At 70.1% G+C, this 22,603-nt stretch carries 22 protein-coding genes and 1 pseudogene; 16 read left to right on the top strand and 7 right to left on the bottom strand.

Going from position 1 to position 22,603, the window contains the following annotated elements; genetic code table 11:
* The first annotated feature begins 63 nt into the window (after positions 1–63).
* The 3 genes from ACGFNK_RS35250 to ACGFNK_RS35240 all read left to right on the top strand — a co-directional run bounded on the left by ACGFNK_RS35250 (position 64) and on the right by ACGFNK_RS35240 (position 2,420).
* A complete protein-coding gene (locus ACGFNK_RS35250; RefSeq protein WP_393422540.1) occupies positions 64–1,257 on the top strand; it encodes a glycoside hydrolase family 6 protein in 1,194 nt (397 codons plus the stop codon).
* Between the two features lie 248 nt (positions 1,258–1,505).
* Positions 1,506–1,949, top strand: a complete 444-nt coding sequence (locus ACGFNK_RS35245) for a helix-turn-helix transcriptional regulator (protein ID WP_393422538.1) — start codon at positions 1,506–1,508, stop codon at positions 1,947–1,949.
* A 33-nt stretch (positions 1,950–1,982) separates the two neighbouring features.
* A complete protein-coding gene (locus ACGFNK_RS35240) occupies positions 1,983–2,420 on the top strand; it encodes a VOC family protein (RefSeq protein ID WP_393422536.1) in 438 nt (145 codons plus the stop codon).
* A gap of 72 nt (positions 2,421–2,492) precedes the next feature.
* Here ACGFNK_RS35240 and ACGFNK_RS35235 read toward each other — a convergent pair whose 3' ends face one another.
* The 3 genes from ACGFNK_RS35235 to ACGFNK_RS35225 all read right to left on the bottom strand — a co-directional run bounded on the left by ACGFNK_RS35235 (position 2,493) and on the right by ACGFNK_RS35225 (position 5,369).
* Complete coding sequence (locus ACGFNK_RS35235; protein WP_393422534.1) at positions 2,493–2,933, bottom strand: SRPBCC family protein; 441 nt, start codon at positions 2,931–2,933, stop codon at positions 2,493–2,495.
* 77 nt (positions 2,934–3,010) lie between these two features.
* Positions 3,011–3,703: a haloacid dehalogenase type II gene (locus tag ACGFNK_RS35230; protein WP_393422532.1), complete on the bottom strand. Its 693-nt coding sequence runs from the start codon at positions 3,701–3,703 to the stop codon at positions 3,011–3,013.
* A 319-nt stretch (positions 3,704–4,022) separates the two neighbouring features.
* Positions 4,023–5,369 carry a Gfo/Idh/MocA family protein gene (locus ACGFNK_RS35225; RefSeq protein ID WP_393422530.1) on the bottom strand — a complete coding sequence of 449 codons (1,347 nt, stop codon included), beginning with the start codon at positions 5,367–5,369 and terminating at the stop codon, positions 4,023–4,025.
* Between the two features lie 177 nt (positions 5,370–5,546).
* On the opposite strand from ACGFNK_RS35225, the gene ACGFNK_RS35220 reads away from it, so the two are divergent.
* Genes ACGFNK_RS35220 through ACGFNK_RS35200 form a run of 5 tightly spaced genes read left to right on the top strand, consistent with a single transcriptional unit; the run spans position 5,547 to position 11,056 of the window.
* Positions 5,547–6,830, top strand: coding sequence for an ABC transporter substrate-binding protein (locus ACGFNK_RS35220; protein ID WP_393422528.1), 1,284 nt, complete (start codon positions 5,547–5,549; stop codon positions 6,828–6,830).
* The gene (locus tag ACGFNK_RS35215) at positions 6,827–7,768 is read left to right on the top strand and encodes a carbohydrate ABC transporter permease (RefSeq protein WP_393422526.1); all 942 of its coding nucleotides are present in this window, start codon (positions 6,827–6,829) and stop codon (positions 7,766–7,768) included. Before ACGFNK_RS35220 ends, ACGFNK_RS35215 begins: the two co-directional genes overlap by 4 nt.
* The gene (locus ACGFNK_RS35210) at positions 7,765–8,637 is read left to right on the top strand and encodes a carbohydrate ABC transporter permease (protein ID WP_189323797.1); all 873 of its coding nucleotides are present in this window, start codon (positions 7,765–7,767) and stop codon (positions 8,635–8,637) included. Before ACGFNK_RS35215 ends, ACGFNK_RS35210 begins: the two co-directional genes overlap by 4 nt.
* Positions 8,634–9,245 (top strand): hypothetical protein, encoded by a 612-nt coding sequence (locus ACGFNK_RS35205; protein ID WP_393422524.1) that lies wholly within the window; start codon positions 8,634–8,636, stop codon positions 9,243–9,245. Before ACGFNK_RS35210 ends, ACGFNK_RS35205 begins: the two co-directional genes overlap by 4 nt.
* Positions 9,242–11,056, top strand: coding sequence for a hypothetical protein (locus tag ACGFNK_RS35200; protein WP_393422522.1), 1,815 nt, complete (start codon positions 9,242–9,244; stop codon positions 11,054–11,056). Before ACGFNK_RS35205 ends, ACGFNK_RS35200 begins: the two co-directional genes overlap by 4 nt.
* On the opposite strand, the gene ACGFNK_RS35195 is transcribed toward ACGFNK_RS35200, so the two are convergent.
* Entirely contained in the window at positions 11,013–12,113 is a 1,101-nt protein-coding gene (locus ACGFNK_RS35195) for a protein kinase family protein (protein ID WP_393422520.1), read from the bottom strand. The genes ACGFNK_RS35200 and ACGFNK_RS35195 overlap by 44 nt on opposite strands.
* Positions 12,114–12,328: 215 nt before the next feature.
* Here ACGFNK_RS35195 and ACGFNK_RS35190 point away from each other — a divergent pair, with 215 nt between their 5' ends.
* The 7 genes and pseudogenes from ACGFNK_RS35190 (at position 12,329) to ACGFNK_RS35160 (ending at position 19,541) form a co-directional block, all read left to right on the top strand.
* Positions 12,329–13,843 carry a hypothetical protein gene (locus ACGFNK_RS35190; RefSeq protein WP_393422518.1) on the top strand — a complete coding sequence of 505 codons (1,515 nt, stop codon included), beginning with the start codon at positions 12,329–12,331 and terminating at the stop codon, positions 13,841–13,843.
* Between the two features lie 90 nt (positions 13,844–13,933).
* Complete coding sequence (locus ACGFNK_RS35185) at positions 13,934–14,344, top strand: SseB family protein (protein ID WP_393422516.1); 411 nt, start codon at positions 13,934–13,936, stop codon at positions 14,342–14,344.
* A 99-nt stretch (positions 14,345–14,443) separates the two neighbouring features.
* Positions 14,444–15,259 (top strand): VOC family protein, encoded by an 816-nt coding sequence (locus tag ACGFNK_RS35180; protein ID WP_393422514.1) that lies wholly within the window; start codon positions 14,444–14,446, stop codon positions 15,257–15,259.
* Between the two features lie 310 nt (positions 15,260–15,569).
* Positions 15,570–16,427 carry an ABC transporter ATP-binding protein gene (locus tag ACGFNK_RS35175; RefSeq protein WP_393422512.1) on the top strand — a complete coding sequence of 286 codons (858 nt, stop codon included), beginning with the start codon at positions 15,570–15,572 and terminating at the stop codon, positions 16,425–16,427.
* A pseudogene (locus ACGFNK_RS35170) lies at positions 16,424–16,618 on the top strand (iron-siderophore ABC transporter substrate-binding protein); the annotation flags it as partial. The gene ACGFNK_RS35175 and the pseudogene ACGFNK_RS35170, both read left to right, overlap by 4 nt.
* Positions 16,612–18,228: an iron ABC transporter permease gene (locus ACGFNK_RS35165; RefSeq protein ID WP_393422510.1), complete on the top strand. Its 1,617-nt coding sequence runs from the start codon at positions 16,612–16,614 to the stop codon at positions 18,226–18,228. The pseudogene ACGFNK_RS35170 and the gene ACGFNK_RS35165, both read left to right, overlap by 7 nt.
* A gap of 209 nt (positions 18,229–18,437) precedes the next feature.
* Entirely contained in the window at positions 18,438–19,541 is a 1,104-nt protein-coding gene (locus ACGFNK_RS35160; protein ID WP_393422508.1) for a zinc-binding dehydrogenase, read from the top strand.
* Positions 19,542–19,550: 9 nt separating this feature from the next.
* Here ACGFNK_RS35160 and ppk2 read toward each other — a convergent pair whose 3' ends face one another.
* From ppk2 to ACGFNK_RS35145, 3 genes are all read right to left on the bottom strand, one after another.
* On the bottom strand, positions 19,551–20,354 hold the full coding sequence (ppk2, locus tag ACGFNK_RS35155) for a polyphosphate kinase 2 (protein WP_393422506.1): 804 nt from the start codon (positions 20,352–20,354) through the stop codon (positions 19,551–19,553).
* Positions 20,355–20,455: 101 nt separating this feature from the next.
* Entirely contained in the window at positions 20,456–21,172 is a 717-nt protein-coding gene (locus tag ACGFNK_RS35150) for a CBS domain-containing protein (RefSeq protein ID WP_393422504.1), read from the bottom strand.
* A gap of 47 nt (positions 21,173–21,219) precedes the next feature.
* The gene (locus ACGFNK_RS35145) at positions 21,220–21,684 is read right to left on the bottom strand and encodes a Crp/Fnr family transcriptional regulator (RefSeq protein WP_393422502.1); all 465 of its coding nucleotides are present in this window, start codon (positions 21,682–21,684) and stop codon (positions 21,220–21,222) included.
* Positions 21,685–22,137: 453 nt separating this feature from the next.
* Here ACGFNK_RS35145 and ACGFNK_RS35140 point away from each other — a divergent pair, with 453 nt between their 5' ends.
* Positions 22,138–22,578 (top strand): pyridoxamine 5'-phosphate oxidase family protein, encoded by a 441-nt coding sequence (locus ACGFNK_RS35140; protein ID WP_393422500.1) that lies wholly within the window; start codon positions 22,138–22,140, stop codon positions 22,576–22,578.
* The last annotated feature ends 25 nt before the right edge of the window (positions 22,579–22,603 follow it).

Here is a 22,603-nt window from a genome sequence, read left to right as displayed (position 1 = left end):
CTCGTGGGAGCGCTCCCGTAAGTCCGCAAGTCCCCGGTGACCGTTGCGAACCAGGAGTGACCCATGAGACGTATCTCAACAGGCCTGGCCGCCTTACTGGTTGGCCTGGCCTCTCTGCTGAGCGCGCCGACGGCAGGCGCGGCGGATGTGGCCGACGCTGTAGCCGATGCCGAACGGCACAGACCCGGCCTGTACGTTCCCGAGGCGAACCCGGCGGCGTATCGCCAGGCCTTCGAGTTGACCCGGGCGGGCCGACTCCGGGACGCGGCAGGCATCCTCACCATGGCGCGCACACCGCAGGCGGTCTGGTACGGCGACCAGACGCCGACCCAGGTCGAGCGGCAGATTCGCGAGGTGGCACGCGATGCGGACCAGGACGACACACTGCCCGTCTTCGCGCTCTACAACGTGCCCGGCCGCGACTGCTCCAACTACTCGGGCGGCGGCGCCTCCAACACGGCCGAGTACAAGGCGTGGATCGACGCGGTCGCGCGCGGGATCAGCAGCCGCGACGCGCTCGTCGTTCTCGAACCCGACTCCCTCGCCCTCGTCCCCGCCGACTGCGGCCAGGACGACGCCCAGGGCACGCTGACCGCCGCCCGGTACACCGAGGTCAACTACGCGGTGGACAAGCTGGAACCGCTGCGCGGCACGCGGGTGTACCTGGACACGGGCCACCCCGGCTGGCACACCGTCAACTCGATCGTCCCCCGCCTCCTCAAGGGCGGCATCGCCCGCGCCTCGGGCTTCTTCACCAACACGTCCAACTACCAGACCGACGACGCCAACTCCTGGTACGGCAAGCTGATCTCGTCCTGTCTCGCATACGCCGACGGAGGCGGCGACGTGGCCGACTGCCCCAACCAGGGCTGGCCGCGCGCCGACGCCCGCGCCTGGTTCGACGAGAACGTACGCGTGCCGGCCTCCCGTATGAAGCACTTCGTCACCGACTCCAGTCGCAACGGCCAAGGCCCGTGGACCCCGCCCCCGGGCAAGTACACGGACCCACAGGACTGGTGCAACCCACCCGACCGCGGCCTCGGCACCCGCCCCACCCTCCGCACGGGCGACCCGCTCCACGACGCCCGCCTGTGGATCAAGATCCCGGGCGAATCGGACGGGCTGTGCCTGCGCGGCACGGAGGGTCCGGAGGACCCGGAGCGCGGGATGATCGACCCTGATGCGGGGGACTGGTTCCCCGAACAGGCCCTGGAGCTGGTGCGGTTGGCCAACCCGCCGATTCTCGCCGGAGGTTGAGGGGCCAGGAATTCGACGAGCAGCGGGCCCGCCTAGCCGGCGCGCCCGCTGCTCAGGCATCCGAGGAATTGAGCCGACTCGGAGCACTTTGCCGCCAACCGTGGACGACTGAGCCACGGTGTCGTCCGATTCGGCGGTGCGATGCCAGGGCGCCAGGCAAGACCGGAACACCCCCAGGCAGTCGCACAGGATGTTCCCAGGTCGGCCACAGAGACTTCTAGGAGCGGCGGGGTCCCGGTGACCTCACAATGGGTACCGTGGCCCATGTTCCGATCGCTCGTCATCTGCTCCGCGCCAAGGATCTCGCGGACGCCCGCTACTCCGAGTCACTCACTGTGGCCGACATGGCCGCGGCCGCCGCGCTGTCCCCTGCCCACTTCAGCCGCTGCTTCAAGGCCGCGTTCGGCGAATCGCCGCACCAGTACCTGCTGACCCGTCGCCTGGAGCGGGCCGCCACCCTGCTGCTTGCGACCGACTGGACGGTGGCCGCGATCGGCGTCGCCGTCGGTGTGCGGAGCATCGGTTCGTTCACGACGAGTTTCCTGAGGATGTACGGGATGACCCCGCAGGCGTACCGGGCGGCGCACCCGCCCGCCGCACGGCATGTGCGCATCCCCCGCTGTGTGGCGATGACCTACGGACGGCCACGAAACCGCACGTTTCGAGAAGACACGGCGTTGCCGGCTGCCTAGCGTCGGTTCCAGGCAACCGACCGAGGAGTGACCATGACGACGATCAAGATCGCCAATGCGCAGTTCTGGGTGCACGACCAGGACGCGGCGCTTGACTTTTACACAAAGAAACTCGGCTGGGAGGTGCGGGCGGACGTGGCGATGAAGACATGGGGCTTCCGGTGGCTGTGCGTCGCCCCGCCTGGCGGGGACGGTCCGGCGCTGGTGCTGATGCCGATACCGGGGCAGCCGATGCTGGACGAGGCGAGCAGTGCCCAGCTGTCGGATCTGGTGGCCAAGGGTGCGGGCGGCACGCTGTTCCTGGAGACCGATGACTGCAAGGCCGCGTATGACGAACTGTCCGCCCGTGGCGTCGAGTTCAACGACCCGCCCACGGCGCAGTCGTACGGGATCGACACGTCGTTCCGGGACCCGTCGGGCAACAACATCCGGCTCACGCAGGTGCTGGAGTTCGATCCGGAACGGCACTGAACCGAATCCGCAGGGCACGTGAAGCTGATCATGCAGATGCTTGGGGATTGCACATGACCGCCGACACGGCGATCAAGGCAGCTTCAACAACCCGTCCACCGCGCGCCCGAACATCCCCCGGGCCACCCACGCCAGTGGCCGGTCGAAGGCGGTCGGCAGTCGGCGTACGCGCAGTTCCTCCTGCCACACCACCCGTGAACCTCCGTTCCCGTATGGATGCACGGCGATCTCGGCCCACCCCGTCACGAAGGTCCCACGCTTGAGCAGACGGCACATCCCTGAGCGTCCCTCCGTCGGCGGTCGCCAGCTCCCGACCTCCATCGGGTCGTCGAACGCGAGGCGGCCGATTCCCGATCGAGCCACGAAGACCGTGCCCTCGCGGGTCGGTGGTGGGGTGACGACGGTGACCCGGGTGAGCGGTACGACGTCCCCATGGCGTTCCCATGTCGTCAGCCGCCGCCAGACCTGGTCGACGGGACTCGGAGCTACGCGTTCCAGGAGGAAGAGGACCATGGGGCGATCGTAGGCAGGCGAGCCGCGCGGGTGACTCGCCGAGCCCGCGTGCGGCGGCGCCGATCAGATCGGCGTTGCTACGTCGCCGTCAGCTCGGCGACCAACTCGTCCAAGGTGTTTGACCGCCAATCGAAGGTGTCGGTCCCCTTCGGAGGATCCCCGCCTGGTCGATGAACGTAGGCGGTTCGCATTCCCGCTGCCTGCGCTCCGCGGAGGTCCCAGGCGTGGGCGGCGACCATCAGCACGCGCTCCGGTGGGCATCCTGCCGCGTCGATCGCGAGCCGGTAGACCTCCGGTGCGGGTTTGTAGGCCCGGGCATCCTCGGCGGACAACGCCTGGTGCCAGCGCAGCCCGGCGTATGCGTGGAGACGGAGCAGTGTCGCGCGGCCGGCGTTGGAGAGCCCCAGTACGGGAAATCGCCGCGCGAGGCGCGTGAGTCCGGCGACGGAGTCGTTCCAGGGCTTCAGGCGCTGACTCGCGGTAGCCAGTCGCCCGATGGCCTCCGAGCCGGTGAGTCCGGCACGGTCGGCTACGCGCTGAGCTGCCTCGCGGTCGATGATCTCGGTGTTCGCGTACGCCCGGCTCTGTTCCTCGATGCGTCGCTGCTCGTGCTCGACATGCTCTTGCCACACAGTGAGCAGCTGGTCGGCCGACGCATCGTCGGACGCGGGCACCGCTTCGCGAATGGCCGCTCGAAGTCCGCCGGGCTCGTCGACCATCGTTCCGAGGACGTCCAAGACGACGACCTCGATGTCACTCGCATCGGCCATTCGCTCTCCTGTTGACGGTGGACGGGCGCGGGCGCGACGTAACCTGCGTGACCTGCCAGATTTGCACTCCGCTGCGGCCGGCCGCACTTGGTGATCCGGCCCGCAGCAGGTCACGTCCACTCGCGAAGGGTTTTGGCTGTGCATGGGACAGCGTCTGGGTGATCTCTAACATTCCTGGATCTACCTGTCGGTGGGCAGCCGCCGTACATCACAGTCGTGTTCGGGACCGGACCCCCATCGTGGGCGCGACCAGCCACCCCGAACCGCACGCACCCACCCGCCCCACGACCCCACCCCCTCAACCGCCTGACCCAACCCCTCAAACGTCCAGCAAATCCCGAGCCCGGACCACCGCCCCCGTCTCGAACGACCGGTTCGCCGCCAGCCCCGTGACCAGGGACCGCGCCCCGTCCGTCGCGTCCGCCGCGCGGCCCAGGGCATCCGGGGTTTCCGTCCGCTCGCCGAACAGGTCCGCCAGCATGCGGACGTCCCCTCCCCCGTGGCCGCCTTCGCCCGTCGCGACCTTCACCTCACGCGGCGGCTCCCAGAAGCGGCGCAGCAGCAGTTCCGTACGGCCCGCCTCCTCGCCGGCCGACGAGCCGTGCATGACAGGATTCGAGCCCTCCGACCCGACGACGTCCGGGCGGACCCACGTCGTTTCCTCCACCAGCAGCTCCAGCCGCCCCGAACTCCCGTTGAACGAAACCCGGTAGCCCTCCCAAGGGGCGTACGCCGTCAGGTGGTACGTCAGCGTCGCGCCCGAGGCGTACCGCACGAGTACCGCCATGTCGTCCTCGATCGTCACTCCAGGGCCGAAGACGTTCTGGTCGCGGTGGTACCCGTCCTCCCCCTCTGCGTCGAGATACAGCGAGCGAAGCACGGGCGAATCCGCGAGTCGTACGGCGAAGGGGTCGCCGTCGGCGGCGGGGTCGCCATGAGCCCGCGTATACGAACGCGCGAATCCTCGCCGCCGCCCCGCACTCTCCCCGTAGAAGAAGAGACCGCCTTGTGCGAAGACCGTCTCGGGCGATGTGCCCAGCCACCAGTTCACCAGGTCGAAATGGTGAGTCGCCTTATGGACCATCAGGCCACCGGAGTTGGCCTTGTCGCGGTGCCAGCGCCGGAAGTAGTCCGCGCCGTGCCTCAGATCGAGCAGCCACTCGAAGTGCACCGAGCCGACCTCGCCGATCTCGCCGGACGCCAGGCACTGACGGACGGCTGAATGCACCGGGTTGTAGCGGTAGTTGAAGGCGACCCGCACCTCGCGGCCCGTGCGTCGCTGGGCGTCCAGGATGCGCCGGGCCCGTGAGGCGTCCGTCGTCATCGGCTTCTCGGTGACCACGTCGCAGCCCGCTTCCAGAGCCCGCACGATGTACTGGTCGTGCGTGCGATCCACGCTGCACACCACGACCAGGTCGACGCGCTCATCACGAAGCATGAGCTCGAAGTCGTCGGCCGCGTACGCCGGTACGGGCGCCCGTCCGGGGTGGTCGGCGGCCAGCCACTCGTTGTGGACGGCCATGCGGTGCGCGTTGACATCGCAGAAACCCACCAGCTCGATCCGGTCCGCGTAGGGACCGGCCAGTGCCTCGGTGAAGAGCCGGGCCCGCGCGCCCAGCCCCACCACGGCACAGCGACGGCGGCGCCGTTCGGTCTCAAAGGTCATAGGTTTCTCCGTTCGCTGGGTGTCGATGACGCCGGTGAAGATCCGTGGCAGTTCCGCCGGTGAAGATCCGGGTCAGTTCCTGGGAAGTGGCGCACGGGGGCTTGTACGGACATCCGGACGATACCTAGGGTCGTTCTGCTCGCAAGCGCTTTCTGCCCGAGAGAGGTGACCCCACACATGCCCGGAAACAGGACAACGAGGTCCTGCATGACGGCCGCCGTGCTGGCACTCTGTGCGACGCTCACCAGCTGTACGGGATCCGGCGATTCGGTCGGCGGTGGCGAGGTCGTGCTCCGCTACACCTGGTGGGGCAACCCGGACCGGGCGGCCCGCACCGAGGAGGCCGTCGCGCTGTTCGAGGAACGGAACCCCGGCATCGACATCCAGACGTCGTTCTCGGGATACGAGCCGTACAAGCAGAAGCTGGCCACGCAGGCGGCCGGCGGCGACGCCCCCGACGTGATGCAGCTCGACTACCGCATGATCGACCAGTACGCCTCCGGTGGCGTCCTCCTGGACCTCGCGAAGCAGAAGTCCGCGCTCACCACCGCCGACATCGACAAGGGCCTGCTGGCCACGGGCGTCGTGGACGGCAAGCAGTACGCGATTCCTCAGGCACGCGGCACCGAGACGACCGCGTACGACGCGAAGCAGTGGAAGGCCTCGGGCGTCGAGCTGCCGCGCGAGGGCTGGACGTGGAGCGACTGGGCCGACGCGATGCGCGCCCTCGCGAAGAAGACCGGCAAGCCCGGCGGCACCGACCCCGGCCAGAGCGAGGACTGCTTCGAGGTGTGGCTGCGCGGCCAGGGCAAGGAGCTCTACACCAAGGACCACCAACTCGGATTCACCGCCGCCGACTTGACCAAGTGGTGGACCTTCACGGACAAGCTGCGCCGCGAGGGCGCCGTATCGCCGGCCGAGGAGACCACCCAGATCGACGGCACGGTCGAGAACACCCCGCTGGGCCGCGGCAAGGCCATCTCCGACATGAACTGGGACGCGCCTGCCAGCGGCTTCCTCGCCCTCGTCCCCGGCGGGGTCAGCCTCGCGCCCATGCCGTCGGGTGAGGACGGCAGGCCCGGCCAGTACTTCAAGCCGTCGATGTTCATGGGCATCGCCGAGGCCTCCGAACACCCCAAGCAGGCCGCCCGGTTCATCGACTTCATGCTGAACGACATGGACGCGGCGAAGATCCTCGGCGCGACCCGCGGCATCCCCGTCAACGAGACGGTCCGCGAGGCGGTCGCGCCCGGGCTGAAGGACTTCGACAAGACGATCGCCGACTACCAGGCCTCCGTGGACGGCGACCTCAACGCCCCGCCCCAGGCGCCCCCTTCGGGCGACAGTGCCCTGCAGACCACCTTCATGCGCGACTACGACCAGGTGTCGTACGAGCGGATGTCGCCCCGCGAGGCGGCCGAGGACTACGTCACCGAGGCGAAGGCGGAGCTGCGCTCATGACCACCACAGAGATGCCGACGGCCGCCTCACGAACTCGGCAGACCGCCACCGGAAAGAAGCCCCCGAGTCGCCAACGCGAGGGCGCCGCCTGGGTGTTCCTCTCCCCGTGGGTCCTCGGCGCGGCCGTGCTGACGCTGCTCCCGATGGCCGTCTCGCTCTATCTCTCCTTCACCGACTACGACTTGTTCAACCCGCCGCAGTGGGTGGGCCTGCGCAACTACACGCAGATGTTCACCGAGGACCCGCGCTACTGGCGTTCGGTCGTCGCGACCCTCACGTACGTAGTGATCGCCGTGCCCCTCCAACTCGGCCTGGCGCTGGTCGTGGCGCTCGCCCTGAAGTCCATGAAGCGTGGACGCGGCTTCTACCGCTCGGCCTTCTACGCGCCCTCCCTGCTCGGCGCCTCCATGTCCATCGCCCTGGTGTGGCGGGCCGTCTTCAACGACGGCGGCACGGTCGACAACCTGCTGGGCACGGGCGGTTGGGTCAATCAACCCGGCTGGGCGCTGTTGGCCATCGCGCTGCTGACGGTGTGGCAGTTCGGCGCGCCGATGGTCATCTTCCTGGCCGGACTCCAGCAGATCCCGGGGGAGTTGTACGAGGCGGCCGCTGTGGACGGGGCGAGTCGATGGCGGCAGTTCCTGTCCATCACCGTGCCCATGCTGTCCCCGGTGATCTTCTTCAACCTGGTGCTCCAGACCATCCAGGCCTTCCAGGTCTTCACCCCCGCCTTCGCCATCAGCGCGGGTAAGGGCGGCCCGGCCGACTCCACACTCTTCTACACCCTCTACCTCTACGACCGCGGCTTCGTCGCCTCCCACATGGGCTACGCCTCCGCGATGGCCTGGGTCCTGCTCCTCGTGATCGGCGCCGTCACCGCCGTACTGTTCCGGACCTCGCGCTCCTGGGTCTTCTACGCGTCCGAGGGGGACCGATGACCACCTCAACCGCCGCAACTCCCGCCGTCCGCAAGCCCATTGCCTGGCGTCGCGTCGCCCTGCACGCCGGCTGCCTGGCCGCGCTGCTGGTGATGCTGTACCCGTTGGCCTGGCTGCTCGCGACCTCCGTCAAGCCCGCCGACGAGGTGATCGCCAGCCTCAACCTGCTGCCCAGCAGCCTGGAATGGTCCAACTACTCGACCGCTCTGGAGGGCGTGAACGAGGTCTCGGTGTGGCAGCTGCTCGGCAACTCCCTGTTCATCGCGGGCGGCGCCGTCATCGGCAACGTACTGAGCTGTTCCCTGGCCGCGTACGCCTTCGCGCGTCTGCGCTTCCGCTTCCGCGGGCCGCTGTTCGCGTTCATGATCGCGACGATCATGCTGCCGCACCATGCCGTGCTGATCCCGCAGTACATCATCTTCAACCAGCTCGGCATGGTGAACACGTACTGGCCGTTGATCCTGCCCAAGTTCCTTGCCACGGAGGCGTTTTTCGTCTTCCTCATCGTGCAGTTCATGCGGGGGCTGCCGCGTGAGCTGGAGGAGGCGGCGCGGATCGACGGCGCCGGGCCGTTCCGCAGCTTCTTCAGCGTCATCCTGCCGCTGACCCGGCCCGCGCTGATCACCACCGCGATCTTCACCTTCATCTGGACCTGGAACGACTTCTTCACCCAGTTGATCTATCTCTTCTCGCCGGAGAAGTTCACGCTCACGCTGGCGCTCAGGCAGTTCGTGGACGCCTCCAGCCAGTCGGCCTTCGGCCCGATGTTCGCGATGTCGGTGATCGCGCTGCTTCCGATCGTGCTGTTCTTCCTCGCGTTCCAGCGCTTCCTGGTCGAGGGCATGGCGAACTCCGGGATCAAGGGATGAGCGCCGGGCAGGCCCGCGAGACGGGCGAGATCTTCGGACCGCGGATGACCCTGTTCGCGGATGTGCTGAGTGTGGGCGTCTGTACGGCGCTGGTGTCGCTGCCGGTCGTCACGCTGCCGGCGGCCCTGTCCACGGCGTGCGCGGTGCTGCGCGGCGCGCGGGAGGACCAACCCGCCACGGCGGGACGGTACTTGGCGGTGCTGCGGCAACGGCTGCGGGCCGGTGACCTCGCGGCCGGTGCGCTGTCCGCGGCGGGCGTGCTGCTCCTGCTCGCCGACCTGGCGCTGGCCCGGGCGGGCCTGCCGGGCGCGCCGCTCTTCGCCGCCGTCGCCGCGCTCATCGGTACGTACGCCACTGTCGTCGGCCTGCGCGCCTGCGCCCGCCCCGAGTCCCTCACCGACTGGCGCGCGGCGGTGCGTGAGGCGGCCCGGGATTCCGTACGGGATGTGGGCGGCAGCGGTCTCGTACTCCTGGCCGTGGCGGCGGCAGCGCTGTGCGCGTGGATGCTGCTGCCGTTGGCGTTCCTGGCACCGGGGCCGTTGGCGCTGGCGCTCACGGCGATCGACGTACGGCTGTCTTCGGGAGTCTCTCGAACGGAGTCTGCATGATGGGCCGTAGAACCTTCCTCGCCTCCACCACGGGCGCCGCCGCTACCGCGAGTGCGGCCGTGGGGCACGGAACCGCCTTCGCAAACACGGGAGTTGAGGGGGATGAGGACGTGGACTTCCTGGCCTTTCTCACCACGGCTGCGGACACCCGCGCCAGGTCGGTTCTCGACGGGTACGCCACCTACCTCACCGAGCTGCGCGACAGAGGCAAGGCCCGCTCCTCCGCCCGCGCGATCCGCACTCTCACCTCGGTCTACGTGCACGCACCTTCGGCGTACCACCACGACGAGGCGTTGCTCGGCCCGCTGGAAACGCTCGCGGACACGCTGGCCGAGGAGCAGTTCGACGACGGGCTCTGGGACCAGGGCGCGGCCCACTCGCCGCCGGACACCGCGTTCTCGATCGTCGACCTGAATCTGGCGTACAGCCTGCTCGACGAGGACGGTCACCGGCCGACCGCGAAGCTGCGGGCGACCGTCGAGCGGATTCTGCGTGCGGCGGGCCCGGGGCTCGCCACCGGTGGGCTGCACACGGCGAACCACCGCTGGCTGGTGTGCGCGGCGCTGGCCCGCATCCACCGCCGCTGGCCCGACCCGGCATACCCGCGCCGCATCGACGCCTGGCTCGCCGAAGGCATCGACCAGCTGGCGGGCGGCGAGTACAGCGAGCGCAGTCCCACCTACTCGGCTGTGGTGACCAATCCGGCCCTTCTGACCCTCGCACGCCACCACGGACGCCGGGACCTCTACGCCGTCGTGCGCAAGAACCTCGCCGCCACCTTGTACGTCATCGAGCCCAACGGCGAGGTGGAGTCGGTCCATTCGCGCCGTCAGGACCAGACGGTCCTGCGATACCTTCCCGAATTCTGGCTTCAGTACCGGGAGCTGGCGATCCGCGACGGCGACGGGCGGTTCGCGGCGGTGGCCGCGCTGCTGGAGGAGCGGGGAGCCGGCCAGACCTTCGGCGAGACCCCGCCGGGAGACCGGCTCGCCGAGGTCCTCGACCGGCCCGAGCTGGCCCGCAAGCTGCCCCGAGTCGCCGAGCTGCCCACGGACTTCGAACACCACGACGAGAGCTGCGCCCTGATGCGCGTACGACGGGGCGACGCCACCGCGAGCATCTACGGAGGCACCGACTTCCCCGACGTGCACGCCATTTCGTCGGGGCTGTCCACCAACCCCACGTTCTTCAAGATGCGCAAGGGAGGGGCCATCCTTGACTCCCTTCGCCTCGCCCCGCAGTTCTTCTCGCTCGGCCACTTCCGGGCGGAGAACCTGGAGCGCACGGAAGGCGGTTGGCGCCTCACTGCCGAGGTTCGCGGCGCCTACCATCAGCCCCTGCCCCCTCAGCACCGCCGCAGTGACGGCCTCTATCCGCTGACCAATGACGGCCGCTTCTGGTCGGCCATGGACTTCCCGCACCGGCCGAAGGAGTACCGCACGCTCCGTACCGAAGTAGTGGTGAAGGAGGCGGCGGACGGCTCATGGACACTGGACGTCGAACTGGCCGGCTCCGAGGTGCCGTTCGCACTGGAACTCTGCTTCCGCCGTGGCGGCACCCTGACCGGCGACGGCCTGGAAGCTGTGACCGACTCCCCGGACACGTACCAGCTCGTCCGCGGAGAAGCCACGTACACCGTCGGTGACGACCGCATCACCTTCGGCCCCGGCAACGGCAAGGGCGGCAAACAGCCGCCGGTGGTGGACGCAGGGGAGCGCTACTCCTGGATGAGCGGTTCGCTCACACCGGACGGGGTGCGGGTGCTGATCACCGGCAGGTCTCCGCTGAGGTACCGGCTGAACCTGCGCTGACGGGCAAGCCGTTCCTCGCGCACACCCGGTGGATCTCCTCCACCGGGTACGGGGTCTCCCTGCTCTCGTCATGGAACGTGCGGTTGAAGCCCGACACCACCGCGGCCAGCGGTGCCCAGCGGGCGATGATCGCCGCCGCCGCGTCGGGGATTCCCGCGAGGCGCTCGCCCCGGGCGCAGGCGCGCACCGCCGCCTCGCGTTCCTCCCGCTCGTAGTCGTACAGGTCCTTGAGCAGCCAGTTCACCAGCCAGGTCATCGTGTAGGCGCGGTCGTAGACGCGGTGCCGGTCGTAGAAGGCGGCGTGGCTCTGCGACAGGTCGAAGCGGGAGGAGAGCGCGAGGCCGAAGTCGGTGAAGTACAGGCGCCGGCCGTCGGTGAGGATGTTCCGGAAGTGGGCGTCGAAGTGCAGGAGCCCGCGCGCGTTCATGAAGGAGACGCCCGCTTCCAGTTCCCGCTCCACCATGGGGCAGGCCGCGTTCGCGTCCTCCGTGCGCATCTGTGCGCCGAGCCAGGTGTGCAGGTTCTGCGGGATGTACTCCAGGAACAGCGCGACGCTCGCAGATGACCGGCCGAGCGCCTCGATCCGGTGGCGTACCTCAGGCCCGCCTCCCCAGTAGGCGACGGCCCGGTCCACATCGGCCAGTTCTTCGGGGACGGGCTGTGCCGTGTCCGGCAGCACGCGCCAGTGATACATCATCGGGAAGCCCTCGTACGCGTCCCCGAGCACCCAGTTGGTGGTCATGATGTGCACGGCGAGCTCCCGCCAGACCCCGAAGCCCGCCCCGCCGATGGCCCCGATGCCGTACTGACAGAAGGCGGGAAGCCCGAACAGGTTCGCCGTGGACCGGACGTTCTCCGGCAGCGACTCCAGGTCGGTGAGCGGCACCCGCTTCACGAACACCGGGCGTCCGGCGACCTCCATCAGCACCGACTTCCCGCCGATGCCGGAACCCAACGGCACGGCGGTGTCGACCAGTTCACGCAGTTGATGATCGCTGCACAGGGCGAGCGTCGTGGAGACGGCGCTGTGGGCGGCCAGCCGGGCACCGCGTGACATGTCAGGGGACTCTGGCTCCGCCACTACCGCGCCCACCCGTCTCCCGGCATGGCCGCCACCCTACGTACCCCCTTTCGGGCGGCCAGATGGCCCCCTCCCTCCGTGCCGCGCTGCGCCCCTGCGAGGCGTGCGCTAATTTGTCCGCGTTTGATAGTTTTTCGCTATTTTCAGACTGGATTCAGGCCGGTCTTTTCAGGCCGGGGTGAAGGGTGGACATGCCCAAGACCTTGCACGTCCCGCTCGTCGACGCCGAGCGGCGCCGCCCGTCGGCACGGGCCCGTGCCGCGCGGCGCTTCGGCGGTCAGAGCGGGCTCGCCCTTGTGGCAGGTGCTTTCACGCTCGCTCAACTGACTCTCGTACGCCCCGGAATGGGCCTCGGCTGGGACGAGGTGGTGTACGTCAGTCAGGTCAGCCCGCAGGCCCCGGCGGCGTTCTTCAGTGCGCCGCGCGCCCGCGGCGTCTCGCTGCTGGCCGCCCCCATCGCCTCGTGGTCGACGTCCACGGCCCTGCTGCGGGTCTATATGGCGCTGCTGTCCGGACTCGGCCTGTTCCTCGCGCTGCGCGCCTGGCGGGGACTGTTCCCCATGCGTGTGCTGGCCCTGGCCGGCGCGCTGTTCGCGACGCTGTGGGTGACCCTGTTCTACGGACCGCAGGTCATGCCCAACTACTGGGTCGCGATCGGTGGCCTGGCCCTCGTCGGATACTTCCTGCGCGCCCAGGCGAACCGTTTCGACCGGGCGGCGCTGTGGGGCGTGGGCCTGAGCGCGGCGCTGATGGCGTGGATGCGGCCCACCGACGCGGTCTGGGTGACCCTGCCGTTGCTCGCCGTGCTGCTGTGCGTGCGCCGTTGGCGGCGATGGCCGCTGCTGGCGTCGCTGGTCGTGGGGCTGGCGGCCGGGGCGCTCGAGTGGGTCGTCGAGGCGTACGTCGCTTATGGCGGCCTGAGGCAACGGCTGGCCGACGCCTCCCTGGTCCAGGGCGGCCTCGGCTGGAACCTCGCCGTGGACGACCAGTTGCGCTCCCTGGTCGGCCGTACCCTGTGCCGCCCGTGCACCGCGCCGTGGCCGCACCCGGCGGTGCTGATCTGGTGGTTCGTCCTGCCCCTGCTGGCCGCCCTCGGCCTCGTGGTCGCCGTCCGGGCGGGCCGGACGGCCGTTGCCCTCCTGCCCTTGACCTGCGCCGCGACGGCCGCCTTCCCCTACCTGTTCCTGATCGGATACGCGGCACCACGCTTCCTGCAGCCCGCCTACGCACTGCTGGCGCTCCCGGTCGCAGCCGCGCTCGTCCACCTGGTCACCACCCCGCGGAGCCGAACGCGGCGGAAAGTGGCCGTGACCCTGGTGGCGCTCGGTCTCGTCGGGCACCTCGCGATCCAGTACGCGGTGCTGAACCACATCGTGGACCGCACCCACGACGCCCGCCGCGACTGGGCCCGCACGGCAGCTGAGCTGCACCGGCTCGGCGTACGGCCGCCATGCCTGCTGACCGAGTACGAGGCCATCCCGATCGCCTTCTACACCGGCTGCTCCTCCGCCAACACCGACGGCAACAACGCCAACACCACCCCTCAGGACATCGAGCGAACCGCCCGGCGGCTGCCGGTCGCCGCGCTCGTCGCGCCGGAGGCACAGCCGCCCGCGTACGCCCGCACCTGGCCGTACCACCGGATCGGTGAGATGCGGATGTATGTGGCACCCGCTTCTACCGCGGGGCGGGGCCCGGGCGCATGACCGCGTCGGCGTGCGCATACCTGGTCCTACCTTGGGGTACGCGGAGAAACGCCCAGTCCGGAACCGCAACGCACTGACAGGAGGAAGGCCATGATCGCCATCCCCGAGGCAGTGCTCACGGCCGCGGCGCAGGAAGCTCTGCGCGATCTCAAGCGCCACCGTTACGACCCGTCGGCCCTGGACACCCTGATCGCCTCCGATGTCCTCGTGCCCTTGCCGGCCGACATTGCCGCCCGCGATGCCGAGGACACGGACATGATGACGCTGCCCGTACTCGAGTACCCGCCGGGAACCCAGGCCGTCGTGGTCTTCACCTGCGAGGAACGGCTCTCGGACGCCTTTCCCGACATCCACTGCTACCGGCAGCTGCAACTCGAGACCCTGGCAGTCAACTGGCCCACCGAAGCCGACCTCACCCTGGCCATCGACCTGGGCCACCCTGACGCGGTCACCTTCACCTCCGCGGCCGTACGCAGCGTGCTCTCCCACTGCCAGCGGTGACAGAGCGGCGCCCCGGGCCCGTACGAGAGTGACCGACGGGCGATTGTCAGTGGCTGGTGTCACGCTGATTAGACACAGGACCTGCGAAAGGGAATCGCCGTGATCACCACTGACCTCACTCCCGGCTCCCCCTGCTGGCTCGACCTCGGTTCCCCCGACGTCCCGGCCGCCGCGGCCTTCTACGGCGCGGTGCTCGGCTGGGAGTACGAATCCATGGGCGAGGGGGGCGACATGGAAGGCGGGATGTTCAAGAAGGACGGCAAGACCGTCGCCGGGCTCGGCAGGCTCAGCGAGGAAGGTGCCCGCTCGGCCTGGATGATCTACTACACCGTCACCGACGCGGACGCCACGACCCGGGCCGTTCAGAGCGCGGGCGGCACGGTGCGGGTGGCGCCCCGGGACCTGGGCGACTGGGGTCGGATGGCGCAGTACAGCGACCCGCTCGGGGGCCAGTTCGCCGTCTGGCAGCCGGGGAAGAACGCGGGCTTCGAGCTGGCGGACGAGGCGGGCTCGCTGTCCTGGACGGAGCTGTACACCAGCGACGCCGCTTCCGCGAAGGAGTTCTACGGCAGTGTCTTCGGCTGGCAGTTCGGTGACATGGAGCTGCCGGGCGGCGGGGGCTCGTACTCCCTCATCACCCCCTCCGGACTTCCCGAGGAGCGCATGTTCGGCGGCGTCATGGAGCTCAGCAAGGAGGATCTCGCGCTGGCGAGCGGGGTGCCGTACTGGCACCCGGTGTTCGCGGTGACCGACTGCGACGCCGCGGTCGCCAGGGTCACCGAGAACGGCGGCAGTGTCCAGATGGGCCCGGATGACGCGGAGGGCGTGGGCCGCCTGGCAGTCTGCCTCGACCCGTCGAACGCGGACTTCGTCGTGCTCACGCCGGAGACTCCGGCGACCCCGGCGCAGGGCTGAGGCCCGCGGGGATCCATCAGAGAGCCCGCGAACGGTCCGGTCGTGGGGGGGGGGGGGGGGGGGGGGGGGGGGGGGGCCCCCCCGCCCCCCCCCCCCCCCCCCCCCCCCCCCCCCCCCCCCCCCCCCCCCCCCCCGCACCACCGCCCGCACGAGATGCTGTCCGTCATCCGGTCACCGGCCGGCCGTCACGTCGGGCGCCCGTGCCAACTGCCCACCCCCGCACGGCGCTTCCCTTTTGGTCGACCTTCACCTTGCGCTTGGCCGCTCCCGCTCTCACAGGCTCTTGTTAGGTTAGGCTAACCTTCGTTGCGTGCAAGCAGGCGAAGAGAACTCCGCGGCCGCGCGTCCCCGCGGTCATGAACTGTCGGCCACGGATGTCACCGTGGCGTACGACGGCGTCGATGTCGTACACGAGGCGTCGCTGACCCTGCGGGCCGGCGAAGTGACCGTGCTGGTCGGCCCGAACGGCAGTGGGAAGTCGACACTTCTGCGTACCCTCGCGCGGCTTCAGCGGCCCAGGACCGCCACGCTCGTTATCGACGGCACCGACGGCCTCGCACTGACCCCTCGTGAGTTCTCGCGCCGGCTCGCCCTTCTGACGCAGGGGCGTCCCACGCCCAGCGGGCTGACCGTGCGGGACGTCGTCGAGTTCGGCCGCTACCCGTACCGGGGCCGCTGGGGCAGGGCGGACCCGCACGGCCGCGCCGCGGTGGACCGCGCGCTGGCCATGACGGGCGTCGCGGAGCTCGCCGAGCGCGGCGCCGAGCACCTCTCCGGAGGGCAGCTCCAGCGCGTCTGGCTCGCCGGCTGCCTGGCCCAGGAGACGGGCGTACTGCTCCTCGACGAGCCGACGACCTACCTCGACCTGCGCTACCAGGTCGAACTCCTCGACCTCATACGCGACTTGGCGGACGACCACGGGATAGCCGTGGGCGCCGTCCTGCACGACCTCGACCAGGCCGCGGCCCTCGCCGACCGGATCGTGCTCCTCGACGCGGGGCGGATCATCGCGGACGGCCTCCCCGACGACGTACTGACCGCCGAGCGGCTGACCGCTACGTACGGCATCCGCATCGAGGTCGGCATCGACCCCTTGACGGGCCTGTTGCGCACCCGCGCTATCGGCCGCCACCACTCGCGAAGCGAAAGGCTCCACACCACCTCATGAGACGCCTCCTCCTGACCGCGGCGGCCGCCACCGCCGCGGCGCTCACCCTGACCGCCTGCGGGACCACCGAGCCCGCCGCCGACGAGGCCGACGCGAAGCCGTCCGCGGAGCGCATCACCCTCACCGACGCCTCCGGCGAGAAGGTCGAGCTCGACGGACCTGCCAAGAAGGTCGTCGCGACCGAGTGGAACTGGGCGCGGGCACCGTCCGGCTCGTACTGGCCGGCAGCGCCCTCGCCCTCGGCCTCACCGCCCTCACCGAGGGGCTGCTCCTGCTGTTCCCCCAGGAGACACAGGGCATCTACCAGTGGAATCAGGGCAGCATCTCGCAGAACGGGTTCGACGGCGTGCTGCAGATGGCGCCGATCGGTCTCGCAGGTCTCGTCGGGCTCCTGCTGCTCGCCCGGCGGGTCGACGCCCTGGCTCTCGGCGACGACGCCGCCCGCGGCCTCGGCGTCCCGGTCCGGGCCACCCGGGTCACGGGGGTCGTCCTCGCGGCGCTGCTCTCCGCGGCGGCCGTCACCCTCGCCGGGCCGATCGGCTTCGTGGGCCTGTGCGCGCCCGCCTTCGTCCGCCCCCTCACCCGCAGGATCCGCGCGCTCTCCCGAACGCGTACCAGTCTCCCGGTCGTGGGTCTCGCCGGTGCGGCGCTCGTCCTCGGCTCGGACGTACTGCTGCGCGCCATCGTGCCCGCGGACGTCGCCGTCGCCGTGCCGACGGGCGTCGTCACCAGCCTCGTCGGTGCCGTCTTCCTGATCGTGATGGCCACGCGGGTCCGGGACACCGCCGGAGCAGCCGCACAGGACCGGCTGGGCATCAGGAGCCGGGCCGTCTTCCTCACCACCACGGCCGTACTGGTGGCCGTGCTCGTCGGCGTGACGATCGCCGCCGTGCTGCTCGGCGACAGCAAGCTGCTGCTGGGCGACGTGGCGAACTGGGCACAGGGCCGAGCCGGCCGGACCATCAGCTTCGTACTCGACACCCGGGTGCCCCGCGTCCTCTCGGCCCTCCTCGCGGGCGCGGCCCTCGCCCTGGCCGGGACGCTCGTCCAGGCCGTGACCCGAAACCCGCTCGCGGACCCCGGCATCCTCGGCGTCTCCGGCGGGGCCGCGCTCGGCGCCGTGCTCCTGGTCACGACGGTGTCCTCCGTCGGCTCGTGGAGCGTGGCCGGTGCGGCGTTCGCGGGGGCCGCGATCAGTTCCGTCCTCGTGTTCGGGCTCTCCGCGCGGGGAGGGTTCCAGCAGAACCGGCTCGTCCTCGTCGGCTTCGGCGTCGCCACCGGGACGTCCGCCCTGATCAGCCTCCTCATCATCCTCACCGACCCGTTCAACGCGACGATGGCGCTCACCTGGCTGTCGGGCTCCACCTACGGGCGGACCCTGCCCGATGTGGCGCCCCTCGCGGCCGTACTCGCCGTGGGCCTCCTCGTAGCATCCCTGCGGCGCACCGAGCTCGACCTCGTGTCGCTCGACGAGGACACCCCGAGGCTTCTGGGGCTCGGCCTGAGCCGGGGACGCCTCGGCTTCCTGACGCTGGCCGTTCTGCTCAGCGCCACCGCCGTAGCCGCCGCGGGGACGATCGGCTTCGTGGGACTGGTGGCACCGCACGCGGCCAGGGCCCTGGTGGGCCGACAGCACGCCCGGGTGGTGCCGGTCGCGGTGCTGCTCGGCGCGACGCTTGTGTGTACGGCGGACCTGCTGGGCCGTACGGTGATCGCGCCGGCCCAGCTTGGCGCCGGCCTGATGACGGCGGTGATCGGTACGCCGTACTTCTTGCACCTGCTGGTGCGCAGCCGACGGTAGGACGCATACCGTGCGCTTGGCGCTCCGCTGAAGGCCGGTGTGTCACCTGCGGGTCCGTTGTGGCTGGTCGCGCAGTTCCCCGCGCCCCTGGGGGCCTGCGGCCCCTCAGGGCGCGGTACCGCACCGGACCTCACCAAGGGCGCTCAAGCCCCCGTACCCGTCCGTGTGCCCATCCCGGGGCAGCGGGCCCTCACTGAACAGGAGCCCTCGTGATCTCCGCCGTCGTCATGCCCGAACCCGGTGCACCGCTCGAAGTCCGCTCGTTCGCCCGGCCCGAACTGGAGCCGGGCGCGATCCTGCTGCGGACCCTGGGAAGCGAGGTGTGCGGTACGGACGCGCATTTGTGGAAGGGACAGCTCGCGGGTGTGCCGTACCCGATCATTCCCGGCCACGTCAGTGTGGGGCGGATCAGCGCGCTGGGACCGGGCGAGGTGCCTCGGGATGTGAACGGAGCTCCGCTGCGGGTCGGGCAGACCGTGACGTTCCTCGACGTGTACGGGACCTGCGGGCGCTGCTGGTACTGCACCGTCGGCCATGCGACCACGCGCTGCCCGGAGCGGAAGGTCTACGGGGTCACCCTCTCGGCCGACGACGGACTGCTGGGCGGCTGGGGGGAGTACATCCACCTGAAACCGGGCGTCCACGTGATCCCGCTGCCGGACGAACTGGACTGGCGCGCGTTCCTCTCCGGAGGCTGCGGCATGCCCACCGCGCTGCACGCCGTGACGCTCGGCGAGATCGCCTTCGGCGACACGGTCGTGGTCCAGGGCTCAGGACCGGTCGGCCTGTGCGCCGCCGTCCTCGCCCAACTGCGCGGCGCCGGCCGGGTGATCGTCATCGGCGGGCCGGAATCCCGACTGGCCGCGGCGACCCGTTTCGGCGCCGACACCGTCATAGACATCGGCACCACCACGCCCGACGAGCGGATCGCGGCCGTCCGGGCAGCGACCGGAGGACGTGGCGCGGACGTCACGATCGAGGCGACCGGCGTGCCCTCGGCGGTGCCCGAGGGCATGCGGCTCACCAGGGACGCCGGGCGATACGTGATCGTAGGCCAGTACACCGACACCGGTGAGGCCACCTTCAACCCGCATCTCGACCTGAACCAGAAGCACTTGGACATCCGCGGCTGCTGGGGCAGCGATGTGGGGCACGTCTACCGGGCGGTCCAGGTCATGGCACGTTACGGGCAGATCTTTCCCTGGACCGACCTCATCACCAGGGAGTACGACCTCGCCGAAGCGCAGGCCGCGCTGGAGGACGTGGCGGCCCAGCGGGTGGTGAAGGCGCTCATCGTGCCGCGGCAGGAATGAGTCTGTGCGTCACAGGCTCGCCGCGTGATCGGGGACATAGGTCTGCAGATCGCGCGGCGGGCGCTCGTAGCCCGTCGACGCAGGCCGCTCCGGCAGCTCGAGGACCGGCGGCGGCACCTCGTGGTACGGCACGGACTCGAGCAGGTGGGCGATCATGTTCAGCCGGGCCCGGCGCTTGTCGTCACTCTCCACGACGTGCCAGGGCGCCTCGGAGATGTCGGTGTGCACCATCATCTCGTCCTTGGCCCGGGAGTACGCCTCCCAGCGGGTGATCGACTCCAGATCCATCGGCGACAGCTTCCAGCGCCGCAGCGGATCCTCCAGCCGGCGCCGGAAGCGCTCCTGCTGCTCGGTGTCGCTCACCGAGAACCAGTACTTGCGCAGCAGGATCCCGTCCTCCACCAGCATCCGCTCGAAGATCGGGCACTGGCGCAGGAACAGCTGGTACTCCTCCTTGGTGCAGAAGCCCATCACGTGCTCGACTCCGGCGCGGTTGTACCAGGACCGGTCGAACAGCACGATCTCCCCGGCGGCCGGCAGATGCTCGACGTACCGCTGGAAGTACCACTGGGTGCGCTGGCGTTCGGTCGGCGTCGGCAGCGCCGCGATGCGCGCGACGCGTGGGTTGAGGTGTTCGGCGACCCGCTTGATGGTGCCGCCCTTGCCCGCCGCGTCCCGGCCCTCGAAGACGACGACCAGCCGGGCGCCCTCGGCGCGCACCCACTCCTGCACTTTCACCAACTCGGTCTGCAGGCGGAGCAGTTCCTGTTCGTATGCCGCGCGCGGCACCTTCGCCGCCTTCTTGCCGGTCATGCCGCCTCCAGTGCCCGGTGACCTACGTCAATGACCTCAACGTAATCGACGTCGTCACTGGTGCCCCGGTGCGGGGAAGAGGGTTCCGTCCGCTCTGCGGGTCAGGAGGGGGAGGCGTTCTCCCGGTGACTCGAGCCGCGACTCGACGGGGCGCCGGTCGGCTCCGAGGAACGGGCCTGCCCGGAGACGTCGAACTGCACGTCCACGACTCCCTCCACGGCTCGGATCAGCCGTGCTGCCACGGGGACCAGGGACGTGTCCTTGATGCGTCCGCTCAGCGTCACGACCCCGTCCCGTACCGCCACGCGTGCGGATGACGTCGGCGCGGGGAAGAGGTACGACACCACTTCCCGGCGTACCTCCTCCGCGATGTCATCGTCTTCGCGCAGGAACACCTTCAGCAGGTCGGCGCGACTGACGATGCCCTGCAGCATGCCCAACTCGTCGACGACCGGGAGCCGTTTGACCTTCGCGTGCGCCATGGTCCGCGCGGCCTGGGCGAGCGTCTCGTCCGCGTGGACGGTGAGGGCCGGAGAGGTCATCAGCTCCCCGGCGGTCACCGCGCCGGCCTTCGCGAGGTCGGACAGGCGTTTCAGCTGGGTGGCCCGGTCGGGGTCGCTGTCGCGGAACTCCTCCTTGTGCAGCAGGTCGGCCTCGGAGACGACCCCGACCACCCGGCCCTCGCCCTCCAGGACGGGCAGGGCGCTCACCTTCCAGTCCTGCATCATCCGCACGATCTCCTTGAAGGAGGCGCCACGGCCGATGGCGGCCACGGTGTCGGTCATCACGTCGCTGACGATGTGCGGGGAGCCGTACATGATCTCTCCTTGCGTGTGGTCGCTGTCGCTCCGATGCGTCGGCGCGGTCACAGGAGGCTCCCGCTGCCGTACGGGGCGTACAGGTCGAGCAGCCGGATGCGGGCCGAGCGCAGGCGGTGGGCGAGGACGTCGCCCACCCACTGGGTGACGGCATGGCCGAACGCGGGGTCGTCCTTGCACATCGAGCGGATCGCGGTGGCGTCGAACTCGTAGGCGCGCACCGGGCTGTTCGCCGTCGCGCCCAGGTGCCAGGCGTGCGGGGCGAACAGCCAGGACCAGCCGATGAGCTCGTTGTGCCGGAGGGTCTCGATGACGGCCGCGCGGCGGCCGGGCACGTGCATGTCGAGGTCGACGCTGCCGGTACGGATGATCCAGAACTGGTCGGCGCGGCCCCCTTCCTCGAAGAGGCGCGTGCCCTCGGGGAACGACACCTCCCGTGCAAAGCGCATCAGCCGCTGCCGGTGCTCGGTGGGCAGCGCCTGCAGCATGCCGGCCGTGGCGGGAGCGTTCATGACATGCCTCCAGTCAAGGGGGTACGGAACCTGCCACTTCCAGAGTGCTCCTGTGCCATGCGGCGGGCGATGGGCCACTCGGCCCTATGGCTGGGCTGCCCGGTACCGCGTCCGGTCCCCTCGGGGTTTCAGCCTGCGGATGACGGCCTCGGGCGTACGGGCCAGGGCCTCACGTGGAGCGCGGGTCCAGCAACGGGCCAGGGCCTCACGTGGAGCGCGGGTCCAGCAACGGGCCAGGGCCTCACGTGGAGCGCGGGTCCAGCACCAGATCGGGGCGCGGCCTGCGGCCAGTACCTCCGGCCGGGCCGCGAGGGGCGGCGCAGTGCAGAAGGGACAACGGGTCGTTCTCCAGCCGGGCCGGGACCCATGGCCCCTCACTCCTCCGGCCTCATCCGGCTCAGGGTGGGTGGAAGAACGCAGCACCGCTGCACCAGGCGAAGGACGGGCCGACCGATGAACCCCAATGACGGATTCCGCGAACTCGAGCGGCAGGAGTGCCTGCGGCTGATGGCCACGGTGCCCGTCGGCCGCATCGTCTACACACGCCGGGCCCTGCCCGCTGTGCTGCCGGTGAACTTCGGCCTGGACGGCGACGGCACGGTCCTGCTGCGTACCTCCGCGGTCTCGGAACTGGTCCGCGCGATCGACGGCGCGGTGGTCGCCTTCGAGACCGACGACGTCGACGCGGACCGGCACTCCGGCTGGAGCGTCGTGGTCACGGGCACGGCAACGCTCGTGACCGATCCCGGCGAGCACGAACGCCTGGCCCGCACCGGCCCGGACTCCTGGGTGCCCGCGCAGCGGGAGCTCTTCGTCCGTATCGAGCCCGAGCTGGTCACCGGGCGTGAGCTCGTCGGTGGACGCACCCTGTATGGAGTGGGCCGCACCGCCTGAACGTCTCGCGTGTTGTGAGCGGTTC

The sequence above is a fragment of the Streptomyces sp. NPDC048825 genome (assembly GCF_043198355.1).
Lineage (GTDB): Bacteria > Actinomycetota > Actinomycetes > Streptomycetales > Streptomycetaceae > Streptomyces > Streptomyces xiangluensis.
This window is presented reverse-complemented; position numbering and strand designations above follow the sequence as displayed.

Bases quoted from the DNA above. Each gene is read 5' to 3' on its own strand.
- ACGFNK_RS35250 (WP_393422540.1), top strand. From the start codon at position 64: ATGAGACGTATCTCAACAGGCCTGGCCGCCTTACTGGTTGGCCTGGCC.
- ACGFNK_RS35245 (WP_393422538.1), top strand. From the start codon at position 1,506: ATGGGTACCGTGGCCCATGTTCCGATCGCTCGTCATCTGCTCCGCGCC.
- ACGFNK_RS35240 (WP_393422536.1), top strand. From the start codon at position 1,983: ATGACGACGATCAAGATCGCCAATGCGCAGTTCTGGGTGCACGACCAG.
- ACGFNK_RS35235 (WP_393422534.1), bottom strand. From the start codon at position 2,933: ATGGTCCTCTTCCTCCTGGAACGCGTAGCTCCGAGTCCCGTCGACCAG.
- ACGFNK_RS35230 (WP_393422532.1), bottom strand. From the start codon at position 3,703: ATGGCCGATGCGAGTGACATCGAGGTCGTCGTCTTGGACGTCCTCGGA.
- ACGFNK_RS35225 (WP_393422530.1), bottom strand. From the start codon at position 5,369: ATGACCTTTGAGACCGAACGGCGCCGCCGTCGCTGTGCCGTGGTGGGG.
- ACGFNK_RS35220 (WP_393422528.1), top strand. From the start codon at position 5,547: ATGCCCGGAAACAGGACAACGAGGTCCTGCATGACGGCCGCCGTGCTG.
- ACGFNK_RS35215 (WP_393422526.1), top strand. From the start codon at position 6,827: ATGACCACCACAGAGATGCCGACGGCCGCCTCACGAACTCGGCAGACC.
- ACGFNK_RS35210 (WP_189323797.1), top strand. From the start codon at position 7,765: ATGACCACCTCAACCGCCGCAACTCCCGCCGTCCGCAAGCCCATTGCC.
- ACGFNK_RS35205 (WP_393422524.1), top strand. From the start codon at position 8,634: ATGAGCGCCGGGCAGGCCCGCGAGACGGGCGAGATCTTCGGACCGCGG.
- ACGFNK_RS35200 (WP_393422522.1), top strand. From the start codon at position 9,242: ATGATGGGCCGTAGAACCTTCCTCGCCTCCACCACGGGCGCCGCCGCT.
- ACGFNK_RS35195 (WP_393422520.1), bottom strand. From the start codon at position 12,113: ATGTCACGCGGTGCCCGGCTGGCCGCCCACAGCGCCGTCTCCACGACG.
- ACGFNK_RS35190 (WP_393422518.1), top strand. From the start codon at position 12,329: ATGCCCAAGACCTTGCACGTCCCGCTCGTCGACGCCGAGCGGCGCCGC.
- ACGFNK_RS35185 (WP_393422516.1), top strand. From the start codon at position 13,934: ATGATCGCCATCCCCGAGGCAGTGCTCACGGCCGCGGCGCAGGAAGCT.
- ppk2 (WP_393422506.1), bottom strand. From the start codon at position 20,354: ATGACCGGCAAGAAGGCGGCGAAGGTGCCGCGCGCGGCATACGAACAG.
- ACGFNK_RS35150 (WP_393422504.1), bottom strand. From the start codon at position 21,172: ATGTACGGCTCCCCGCACATCGTCAGCGACGTGATGACCGACACCGTG.
- ACGFNK_RS35145 (WP_393422502.1), bottom strand. From the start codon at position 21,684: ATGAACGCTCCCGCCACGGCCGGCATGCTGCAGGCGCTGCCCACCGAG.
- ACGFNK_RS35140 (WP_393422500.1), top strand. From the start codon at position 22,138: ATGAACCCCAATGACGGATTCCGCGAACTCGAGCGGCAGGAGTGCCTG.